This is a genomic window from Streptomyces sp. NPDC002623 (assembly GCF_053592635.1).
This window is the reverse complement of the sequence record NZ_JBSFWB010000025.1, coordinates 18,578-30,471: the sequence shown is the minus strand read 5'-3', so window position 1 is coordinate 30,471 and position 11,894 is coordinate 18,578. Positions and strand designations below refer to the sequence as shown.

Below are 11,894 nucleotides of genomic sequence, written 5' to 3'. Positions count from 1 at the left end.
TTGCAGGCTATGGGGCCGGGAGCTGGATCCCGGCCCCAGATCAGGACCGCGAACACCCCTAAGTTCGGGGCCTGTCGGCCCGGGTAGGGGCCGTGTTTCAGGACAGGCCGAACTCGTCGCCGAGCAGGGTGACGAGCTCCTCGGCGCTCACCGAGTCGAGGTCGGCGTCGTCGTCCTCGCGATCGGCGTCGGTGGCTTCCGCGGTCTCCTCCAGGGCCGCCAGGAGCACCCGTAGCCGGGTGGTCAGCGCCCCGCGGTCCTCGGCGGCGGGGGCCGTCGAGCGGAGCGCGGTCTCCAGTTCGCGCAGGGCGTCGAGGGCGGGGTCGGTGGCGGTGGCGGTGTCCAGTTCCATGCCGGTGAGCAGACGGGCGGCCAGCGCCCGGGGGTTGGGGTGGTCGAAGACGAGGGTCGCGGAGAGCCGTACGCCGGTGAGGGCGCTGAGCCGGTTGCGGAGGTCGACGGCCATCAGGGAGTCGAAGCCGAGGCTCTTGAACGCCTTGGTGACCGGTACCGCCTCCGCCGACGGCAGGGCGAGGACCGAGGCGACCTCGGTGCGGACGAGGTTCTCCAGGGCGCCGGCCCGGTCGTCCGGGGACAGCGGGCGCAGCCGGTCGCGGAGCCCGGTGAGGCCGGCGCCGGGGTCGGTGCGGCGTCGGGGTGCGGGCGCCAGGGCGCGCAGGGCGGCGGGCAGGGCGGCGCGGTCGGTGGCGGACAGGCCGCCGGGTTCGAAGCGGAAGGGCAGCAGCACGGGTGCGCCGCTCGTGTGCGCCGCGTCGAAGAGGGCGAGTCCGTCGTCGGGGGTCAGGGGCAGCATGCCCGCGCGGGAGATGCGGCGCAGGTCGGCGGCGGCGAGCTGGGCGGTCATGCCGGCGCTGCTCTCCCAGGGGCCCCAGGCGAGCGAGAGGGCGGGCAGGCCGTCGGCGTGTCGGCGCAGGCACAGGGCGTCGAGGTAGGCGTTGGCGGCCGCGTAGGCGGACTGTCCGCCGCCGCCGAGGGCTCCGGCGAGGGAGGAGCAGACGACGAAGGCGCGCAGGCCGAGCGGGGCGGTGAGGTCGTGCAGGTTCGCCACGGCGTCGATCTTGGGGCGGAGCACCCGGTCGACCTGGTCGTCGGTGAGGGTGCCGAGCATGCCGTCGTCGACGACGCCCGCGGCGTGCACGACGGCCGTCAGGGGCGCGGTGGCCGGGATCCGGTCGAGCACGGCGGCCAGGGCCTCGCGGTCGGCGGCGTCGCAGGCGGCCGTGTGGACGTCGGCGCCCGACTCGGCGAGTTCGCTGCGGAGTTCGGCCATGCCGGGGGTCTCCTCGCCGCGGCGGCCGAGGAGCAGGAGGTGGCGTACGCCGTGTTCGGTGACCAGGTGGCGGGCGAGGAGTCCGCCGATCATGCCGCCTGCGCCGGTGATGAGGGTGGTGCCCTCGGTCGGCCAGGGGCCGGCCGGGGCGGTGCCGGTGGTCGCGGGCTCCTGGTCGGTGTGGCGGGCGAGGGCCGGGACGAGGGTCAGGTCGCCGCGGATCGCGAACTGGGCGGCCTCGGTGGTCTCGGTGCGGGCCAGGATCTGGGACCGGGTGAGGTCTTCGAGGGCGGTGTCGGCGTCCAGGTCGACCAGGACCAGGCGGTCGGGGTGTTCGAGCTGCGCGCTGCGGGCCAGGCCCCAGGTCGCGCTGTGGGCCAGGTCGCCGATGCCTTCGCCGGGCAGGGCCTCGACCGCGCCGCGGGTGCACAGCACGAGTCGGCTCTTGACGAAGTGTTCGTCCTCGACCCAGGTGCGCAGGGTGTCCAGGGCGGTGTGCACGGCGGTGCGGGCGGCCGTCGGGTCGACGGCGGCGGTGGTCGGGTTGCAGGCCAGGAGGACCTGGTCGGGGGCCGCGCCGCCGTCGGCGAGGTGCCGGCGCAGGGCGGCGAGGTCCGGGTAGTGGTCGATCTCGGGGTCCTGGGGGGCCTCGGGGCCGAGCAGGGCCCAGCGGACGGTCGGGGCGCCCGCGGTCTCCGGGCGGGCGGCGGGCGTCCAGTCCAGGCGGAACAGGGAGGACGCGGCCGCGGACGAGCCGAGTTGGGCGCGGGAGACGGCGCGCAGGCTGAGGCCGCCGACGGAGACGAGGGGGCGTCCGTCGCCGTCCCAGAGGGTGGCGATGACCTCGTCGGCGCCGGGGCCCGCGGCGAGGCGGATCCGGCAGGCGGTGGCGCCGGGCGCGGGCACGGCGACGTCGCGCCAGGCGAACGGCAGGAACGGGCCGTTGCCGCGGTCGGCGGTGGGCAGGAAGGCGAGTGTGTGCAGGGCGGCGTCCAGCAGGGCGGGGTGGACGCCGAAGGCCGGGGCGTCGTCGGCCGCCTGCGCGGGCAGCGTGACCTCGGCGTAGACCTCGTCGCCGTGCCGCCAGGCGGCGGTCAGGCCCTGGAACACCGGCCCGTAGGCGGTGCCGGCGGCGGCCAGGTCCGCGTAGAACGCGTCGAGCGGGACGGGTTCGGCGCCCTGCGGCGGCCACAGGACCGGCGGGGCTTCGGGGTGGGCGACCGGACCGGCCGCCAGCCGGCCCTCGGCGTGCCGGATCCAGTCGGCGGCGCCCTCGGGGCGGGAGTAGACGGCGACCGGCCGGTGGTCGTCGTCCGTGGTCTCGCCGACGACGACCTGGACGGTGACGCCGCCGTGCTCGGGCAGGATCAGCGGGCGGTGGACGACGAGTTCCTCCAGCTCGCCGGTGTCCAGGCGGCTGCCCGCCCAGAGGGCGAGTTCGAGGAAGCCGGTGCCGGGGAACAGGACGGCGTCCAGGATGCGGTGGTCGGCCAGCCAGGGCTGGGCGGCCAGGGAGAGTTCGCCGGTGAACAGGACGTCGCCGCCGGAGGCGGCGCTGACCATCGCGCCGAGCAGCGGGTGCCCGGTGTCGTCGAGGCCGGCGGCGGAGAGGCCGCCGCGGTCGGCGGTGGACTCGGCGGGCCAGTAGGGGGCCCGTTGGAAGGAGTAGGTGGGCAGGTCGGCCCAGCGGGCGTCGGTGCCGGCGAAGACGGCGTCCCAGTCGACGGTGACGCCGTGCACATGGGCGCGGGCCAGGGCGGTCAGCAGGGTGGCCGGTTCGGATCCGTCGCGGCGCAGGAGCGAGGTGCACACGCCGGCGGGGGCGGTGTCGAAGCAGTCCTCGGCCATCGTGGTGAGGGTGGCGTCCGGGCCCAGTTCGAGGAAGCCGGTGACGCCCGCGTCGGCGAGGGCGGCGACGCCGTCGGCGAAGCGGACCGTGTGGCGGGCGTGCCGTACCCAGTACCGGGGGTCGGCGATCTCGTCGGCGCCGAGGACGGCTCCGGTGAGGTTGGAGACGACCGGGATGCGGGGCGCGTCGAAGTCCAGCCCGGCGACCAGTTCGCCGAACTCCGCGAGCATGGGTTCCATGAGCGGCGAGTGGAAGGCGTGGCTCACGTCGAGCCGGCGGATGCGGCGGCCCTCGGCGGTGAAGTGCGCGGCGAGCGCCTCCACGGCCTCGGTCGTGCCGGAGAACACCACCGAGCGGGGGCCGTTGACGGCGCCGAGGTCCACGCTGCCGGTGTGCTCGCCGAGCACCTCGGCGAGTGCGGCGAGCGCCTCCGTCTCCCCGGTCTGGACGGCGAGCATGGCGCCGCCGGCCGGGAGGGCCTGCATGAGCCGGCCCCGGGCGACGACGAGCCGGGCGGCGTCGGCGAGGTCCAGGGCGCCCGCCACATGGGCGGCGGCGATCTCGCCGACGGAGTGGCCGAGGACGTAGTCGGGGGTCACGCCCCAGGAGGCGAGCAGCCGGAACAGGGCTGTTTCCAGGGCGAACAGGGCGGGCTGGGTGAGTGCGGTGCGGTCGAGTTCGGCGGCCTCGGCGGTGAACACGGTGTCGCGCAGCGGCCGTCCGAGCAGCGGGTCCAGGTGGGCGCAGGCCTCGTCGAAGGCGCGGGCGAACGCGGGGAACGCCGCGTGCAGTTCGCGTCCCATGCCGGGCCGCTGGGAGCCCTGTCCGGCGAACAGCAGGGCGAGGCCGCCTTCTCCGGCGGTGCCGTGCAGCAGCCCTTCGGGGGTGTGTCCGGCGGCGAGTCCGGCGAGCGCGGTCAGTGCCTGCGCCCGGTCGGTGACGGGCAGTGCGGCCCGGTGTTCGAGGGCGGCGCGCCGGGTGGCCAGCGCGTGGCCGATGTCGGTGACGGAGCCCTGCGGCCGGTCCCGCAGCCAGGTCAGGAGGGTCTCGGCCTGGGCGCGCAGGGCGGGTTCGTCGTGCCCGGACAGCAGCCACGGGGTGACGGGCAGGGGGCTCCGGTCGATGACGGCTGCGGGCTCGGGTTCGGCGGCCTGTTCGAGAATGACGTGGGCGTTGGTGCCGCTGACGCCGAAGGAGGACACCCCGGCCCGGCGGGGTCGGCCCGTGTCGGGCCAGGGGCGGGTCTCGGTGAGCAGGTCGACGGCGCCCTCGGTCCAGTCGACGTGCGGGGTGGGTTCGTCGATGTGCAGGGTGCGGGGCAGCACGCCGTGCCGCAGGGCCTGCACGGTCTTGATGACTCCGCCGATGCCGGCGGCGGCCTGGCTGTGCCCGATGTTGGATTTCAGGGAGCCGAGCAGCAGCGGCCGCTCCGGGTCCCGGTCGCGTCCGTAGGCGGCGAGGATGGCCTGGGCCTCGATGGGGTCGCCGAGGGTGGTGCCGGTGCCGTGCGCCTCGACGGCGTCGACGTCGGCGGGGGTCAGCCCGGCCCGTTCCAGGGCCTGGCGGATGACGCGCTGCTGGGAGGGGCCGTTGGGCGCGGTGAGGCCGTTGGACGCGCCGTCCTGGTTGACGGCGCTGCCGCGGAGCACCGCGAGCACCTGGCGGCCGTTGCGGCGGGCGTCGGAGAGCCGTTCGAGGAGGACCATGCCGGTGCCCTCGGCCCAGCCGGTGCCGTCGGCGCCGGCCGCGAAGGCCTTGCAGCGGCCGTCGGGCGAGAGTCCGCCCTGCTTGGCGAAGTCGTCGAAGAGGAACGGGCTGGTCAGCACGGCGACGCCGCCGACGAGGGCGAGATCGCAGTCGCCGTCGCGCAGCGACTGGGCGGCGGTGTGCAGGGCGACCAGGGAGGAGGAGCAGGCCGTGTCCACCGTGACGGCGGGCCCCTCCAGGCCGAGCACATAGGCCACGCGGCCGGAGACCACGCTGGTGGCGGCGCCGGTCACGCCGTATCCGGCGAGGGCCTGTGAGCCGCGTCGGAACAGGCTGGTGTACCCGGAGGCGGCGGCGCCGACGAAGACGCCGGTACGGCTGCCGCGCAGGCGCGCGGGGGCGATGCCGGCGCGTTCGAGGGCTTCCCAGGAGGTCTCGAGCAGCAGCCGCTGCTGGGGGTCCATGGTGAGGGCCTCGCGGGGGGAGATCCCGAAGAATCCGGGGTCGAAGTCGGCGACCCGGTCGATGAATCCGCCCTGCTGGGGCACGGAGCCGTCGGCGGGCGCGGTGTCGCTCCAGCCGCGGTCGGCCGGGAAGCCGGCGATGGCGTCCCGTTCCTCCAGGCAGAGGTTCCAGAGGTCTTCCGGGGAGCTGACGCCGCCCGGGTAGCGGCAGGCCATGCCGACGATGACGAGGGGGTCGTCGTCGGTGCGGGCGACGGCGGCCGGGGCAGTGCGGGCGACGGGGGCGGTCGTGGGCTCGTCGAGGCCGTCGAGGAGTTCGGCGGCGAGGAAGTCGGCCAGCTCGCCGGGGGTCGGGTGGTCGAAGACCACGGTGACGGGCAGCCGGAAGCCGACGGCGCCGGTGAGCCGGTTGCGGAACTCCACGGCGGTCAGCGAGTCGAAGCCGAGCTCGCGGAACGGCGCGGTCGAGCCGACGGCGTCCGGGTCGGTGTGCCCGAGGACGGTCGCCGCGTGCGAACGGACCAGCTGGAGCAGGATCCGCATCCGTTCGGTGCCGGTGAGCGGGATCAGCCGCTCGCGCAGCGAGCCGCTGTCGGCGTCCACGGAGCGGCGTCCGGTCCGGCGGGCCGCCGTGGGCACCAGCGCCCGCATGATGGGCGGGATGCGGCCGGTCGTCCCGGCGAGGGCGGCGGGGTTGAGCTTGGCGGGGACGAACTGGGCGCGGTCGGTGCGGCACGCCAGGTCGAACGCGGCGAGCCCTTCTTCGCTGGTCATGGGCACGATGCCGCCGCGGCTCAGGCGCTGCATGTCGCGGTCGTCGAGGTGGCCGGACATCTCGCTGCGCTGGGCCCAGAAGCCCCAGGCGAGGGAGAGTCCGGGCAGCCCCTGGGCGCGCCGGTGGGAGGCGAGGGCGTCGAGCATCACGTTGGCGGCCGCGTAGTTGGCCTGGCCGGGGGCGCCCATGGTGCCCGCGGCGGACGAGAACAGCACGAAGGCGCCCAGGTCGAGGCCGCGGGTGAGTTCGTGCAGGTTGAGCGCGCCGGCCACCTTGGGGCGCAGCACCTCCCGGACGCGTTCGGCGGTCAGGGACTCGATGAGGCCGTCGTCCAGGGCGCCGGCGGTGTGCAGGACGGCGGTGAGCGGGCGGTCGGCGGGGATGTCCGCGAGCAGGGCGGCGAGTTGACCGCGGTCGGCGATGTCGCAGGCGGCGAGGGTGACCTGGGCGCCGGCCTCGGTGAGCTCCGCGGCGAGTTCGGCGGCGCCCGGGGCTTCGGGGCCGCGTCGGCTGGTGAGCAGCAGGCTGCGCACGCCGTGTTCGGTGACCAGGTGGCGGGCGAGGAGTGTGCCGATCATGCCGGTGCCGCCGGTGATCAGGACCGTGCCGTGGGCGGGGAACGGGTCGCCGGGGAGGGTGAGGACGGCCTTGCCGACGAGCGCGGCCTGGCTCAGGGCGCGGAAGGCGGCGCGGGCGTCGCGGATGTCCCAGGTGTTGAGGTGCGGGGGCCGCAGGACGCCGCTCTCGAACAGTTCGGTGAGGGTGATCAGCATCTCGTGGATGCGGTCGAGCCCGGCCTCGGGCAGGTCGTACGCCTGGTAGGCGACGCCCGGGTGGGCGGCGGCGACGGCGGCGGGGTCGCGTTTGTCGGTCTTGCCCATCTCCAGGAAGCGTCCGCCGCGCGGCAGCAGCCTGAGCCCCGCGTCGACGAACTCCCCGGCCAGACAGTCGAGGACGATGTCCATGCCGTGGCCGTCGGTGGACTGCAGGAACCACTGCTCGAAGTCGAGGGTGCGCGAGTTGGCGATGTGCGCGCCGTCCAGGCCGTGGGCGCGCAGGGTGTCCCACTTGCCGGGGCTGGCCGTGGCGTAGACGTCGGCGCCGAGGTGGCGGGCGAGCTGGACGGCGGCGCTGCCGACGCCGCCGGCCCCGGCGTGCACGAGGACGTTCTGTCCGGGGCGCAGCCCGCCGAGGTCGACGAGTCCGTAGTACGCGGTCATATAGGCGACGGAGACGGACGCGGCCTCCTCGAACGTCCAGCCTTCGGGGATGCGGTGGACGGTGCGTTCGTCGGCGACGGTCACCGGGCCGAAGACCTCGGTGGACAGGCCGAACACCCGGTCGCCGACCCGGTGGTGGGTGACGTCCGCGCCGACGTCGGTGACGACGCCGGCGATCTCGCCGCCGATCCCGGTCAGTCCGGGCACCAGGTCGAGGGCGACGACGACGTCCTTGAAGTTGATGCCGGCGGCGCTGACGGCGATCCGTACCTGCCGGGGTTCGAGCGGGCCGAGCAGCTCCGGGCGGGGGACGGCCGTCAGGCCCTCGATGGTGCCGGGCCGGGTGTTCTCCAGCAGCCAGGCGCTCTCCCCGGCCGGCGGCAGGATGGTGCCGGCCGGGTCCCAGCGGGTCAGGCTCGGGCCGCGCGACACGCCTGCGCGCAGGGCGAGTTGCTCCTGCGGGGAGTCCAGTGCCGGGCCGAGCGCGGCGCTCGACTCATCGGTGGTGTCGAGGTCGAGGAGGGCGAAGCGTCCGGGGTGCTCGTTCTGGGCGGAGCGCAGCAGGCCCCAGACGCCGGCCGCGGCGAGGTCGGTGACGTCCTCGCCGGGCGCGGTGGCGACCGCGCCGCGGGTGACCACGACGAGCCGGGCGTCGTCGAGCCGTTCGTCGGCGATCCAGGCCTGGAGCAGTGCCACGGCGTCGACGACCGGATCGCCGAGCCGTTCGACGCCCGGTGCGCCCGGGTCGCCGGCGACCGACAGCAGCGCGGTGACCGCGCCGGGGTCCGCGGCCACGAGCGCGGCGAGTCCGGCCACGTCCGCGACCCGCTCGGCGCCGGGCAGGGCGGCGGCGAGGCCGAGCGGGTCGGCGCCCAGCAGGACCCGCCGGGTCCCGGTCGTCGTCTCGTCCGTCCGCACGGTCTTCCAGTCGAGCAGGTGCAGGGTGTCGGTGCGGACGGTGTTCAGCGCGGCCTCGGTCATCCGGCGGACCACGAGGGAGTCGACGGAGACGACCGGGTCGCCGGCCTCGTCGGCGACGGTGAGCGTGAACTCGCTGTCGCCGCGCCGGGCGAGCCGTACCCGCAGCCGGGCGCAGCCGGTGGCGTGCAGCCGCACTCCGGCCCAGGAGAAGGGCATGCCGACTCCGCCGCCGTCGTCGCCGTCCCAGGTGAACATGGAGTGCAGGGCGGCGTCGAAGAGGGCGGGGTGCAGGCCGAAGCGCTGCGCCGTGGAGTGCTGGTCGGCGGGCAGGGCCACCTCGGCGTAGATCTCGCCGTCGAGGTGCCACACCCGGCTCAGGCCGCGGAACTCGGGCCCGTACCGGTATCCGGCGGCGGCCATCCGGTCGTAGAGGCCGACGATGTCCACGGCCTCGGCGCCCTCGGGCGGCCAGACCCCGCCGAGTCCCTCGGGCGCCTCGGCCGCATCAGCCGTTTCGGGGGCCAGGAGGCCGGAGGCGTGCCGGGTCCAGACGGTGTCGGCGGTGGCGTCGTCGGGCCGGGAGTGGACGGAGATCTGGCGGGCGCCGGTCTCGTCGGGCGCCTCGACGTGCGCCTGGACGACGACTCCTCCGGTGGCGGGCACGACGAGCGGGGTGTGCAGGGTGAGTTCCTCGATCCGCCCACAGCCGACCTGGTCGCCGGCGAGGACGGCCAGTTCCACGAAGCCGGTGCCGGGGAAGATGATCCGGTCGGCGACGCCGTGTCCGGCCAGCCAGCGCTGGGCGGTCAGGGACAGCCGGCCGGTGAGGACCGCGCCGTCGCCGTCGGCCAGCCGGACCAGGGCGCCGAGCAGCGGGTGGTCGACCGAGGACAGGCCGACGGAGCCGACGTCGCCGGTGCGGTCGGCGGCCTCGGCCCAGTACCGGGTGCGCTGGAAGGCATAGGTGGGCAGTTCCACGGTGCGGGCGCCGGTGCCCGCGAACACCGCGGTCCAGTCGACGCGGACACCGCCGAGGTGCGCCTTGGCGAGCGAGGTCAGCATCCGGCCGAGGCCGCCCTCGTCGCGGCGCAGGGACTCCACGACGACGCCGGGCGCGCCGGTGGCGTCGACGGTCTGCTCGACGCCCATGGCGAGCACCGGATGGGCGCTGGACTCGACGAACGCGCTGTGGCCGTCGTCGAGCAGGGCGCGGACGACCGGTTCGAAGAGGACGGGTCCGCGGGTGTTGTCGTACCAGTAGTCGGCGTCCATGGTCGCGGTGTCGATGAGTCCGCCGGTCATCGTCGAGTACAGCGGCACGGTCCCGGAGCGAGGGCGCACGGGAGCCAGGAGCTCCAGCATCCGCTCGCGCAGCGGTTCGACGAGCGGGCAGTGCGACGGCACGGTGGCGGCGACGATCCTGGCGCGCACCTGTTCGCGGGTGCACTCGGCGACGAACTCGTCCAGCGCCTCGGAGTCCCCGGCGACGGCGACGATCCGGGGGCCGTTGACGCCGGCCACGGACAGCCGGTCCGCCCAGCGGGTCAGGCGCTCGCGGACCTCGTCGGCGGGCAGCGCCACGGAGGCCACGGCGCCCTTGCCGACGAGCATGTCCGCCAGCAACCGGCTGCGCAGGCAGACGACGCGGGCCGCGTCCTCGATGCTCAGGCCGCCGGCGACATGGGCCGCGGCGATCTCGCCCTGCGAGCTGCCGACGACGGCGTCGGGCTGCACTCCGTAGGACCGCCACAGCTCGGCCAGCGACACCATGACGGTGAACAGGACGGGCTGGATGACCTCGATGCGGTCCATGGAGGCGGCGCCGGGCTCGTCGCGCAGCACGTCGAGGAGGTTCCAGTCCACGAACTCCTCGATGGCCGCCGCGCACTCGGCGGCCTTGGCCGCGAACACCGGGGAGGCGTCGAGGAGTTCGCGGGCCATGCCGGTCCACTGGGAGCCCTGGCCGGGGAAGACGAAGACGACCTTGCCCTCGGCGGGGCTGCCGTGCAGCACGCCTTCGGCCGGGCGGTCGGCGGCGAGCGCGTCCAGGGCGTCGAGGAAGCCGTCCCGGTCGGCGGCGAGCACCGCGGCCCGGTGCTCCAGGCCGGTGCGGGTGGTGGCGAGGGAGAGCGCCACGTCGGCGTCGCTCGTCTCCGGCCGGGCCAGCAGGTGGGCGCGCAGGGCGCGGGCCTGGGCGCGCAGCGCGGGCTCGCCGCGCGCGGAGAGCACCCAGGGCAGCAGCGGAAGGGCGGCCGTCGCCGGTGCCTCGTCGTGCTCCTGCTCGGGGGCCTCTTCGAGGATGACGTGTGCGTTGGTGCCGCTGATGCCGAAGGCGGAGACGGCGGCCAGGCGGGGTGTGTCGGAGGCGGGCCAGTCGCGGGCCTCGTCGAGGAGTTCGACGGCGCCGGCCGACCAGTCGACGTTGGGGGTGGGCTGCTCGGCGTGCAGGGTCTTCGGCAGGACGCGGCGGCGCAGCGCCTGCACCGCCTTGATCACGCCGCCGACGCCGGCGGCGGCCCCGCTGTGCCCGATGTTCGACTTCAGCGAGCCCAGCCACAGCGGCCGGTCGGCGGCCTTGGCCCGGCCGTAGGTGGCCAGCAGTGCGTCGGCCTCGATGGGGTCGCCGAGGCTGGTGCCGGTGCCGTGCGCCTCGAGCAGGTCCACCTCGCCCGGCGACACGCCCGCGTTGGCCAGGGCCTGCCGGATGACCCGCTGCTGGGAGGGGCCGTTGGGCGCGGTGAGGCCGTTGGACGCGCCGTCCTGGTTGACGGCGCTGCCGCGCAGTACCGCGAGCACGCGGTGCCCGTGGCGGCGGGCGTCGGAGAGCCGCTCGACGGCGAGGACGCCGACGCCCTCGCTCCAGCCGGCGCCGTCGGCCGCCGCCGAGAACGCCTTGGAGCGGCCGTCGGGCGACAGCGCCCGCTGCGCGGACAGGGCGACGTGGACCGCCTCGGTGGACAGGGTGGTCGCGCCGCCGGCCAGGGCCAGGTCGCACTCGCCGCCCCGCAGGGCCTGGGCGGCCAGGTGCAGGGCCACCAGGGAGGAGGAGCAGGCGGTGTCGACGGTGACCGCGGGTCCCTCCAGGCCCAGGACGTAGGAGATCCGGCCGGACAGCACGCTGTTGGAGGTGCCCGTGCCGCCGTGGGCGTCCAGCCCGTCCCGGGAGGCGGCCAGCAGGGTGCCGTAGTCCTGCTGGTTGATTCCGGCGAACACTGCGGTGCGGCTGCCGCGCAGCGCCTGGATGTCGAGGCCGGCCTGTTCCAGCGCCTCCCAGGAGGTCTCCAGGAGCAGTCGCTGCTGGGGGTCCATGGCCTGGGCCTCGCGCGGGGAGATGCCGAAGAAGGCCGCGTCGAACGAGGCGATGTCGTCGACGAACCCGCCCTCGCGGGCGTAGCAGGCGCCCGGGCGGTCGGGGTCGGGGTGGTGCAGGGCGTCCAGGTCCCAGCCGCGGTCGGTGGGGAAGGGGCCGACGGCGTCGGTCCCGTCCGCCACCAGCCGCCACAGGTCGTCGGGCGAGGTCACCCCGCCGGGGTAGCGGCAGGCCATGCCGACGATCGCGATGGGCTCGGCGCTGCGGGACTCCAGTTCGGTGACGCGTCGGCGGGTTTTGTGCAGGTCCGCGCTGACCCGCTTGAGGTAGTCACGCAGCTGCTGCTCGTTGGCCATC

The 11,894-nt window shown here is 75.5% G+C and carries 1 protein-coding gene; it reads right to left on the bottom strand.

Annotated elements, in window-relative coordinates:
• Positions 1-97: 97 nt before the first annotated feature.
• Entirely contained in the window at positions 98-11,893 is an 11,796-nt protein-coding gene (locus tag ACWD4O_RS34850; protein ID WP_451286136.1) for an SDR family NAD(P)-dependent oxidoreductase, read from the bottom strand.
• Position 11,894: the final 1 nt, after the last annotated feature.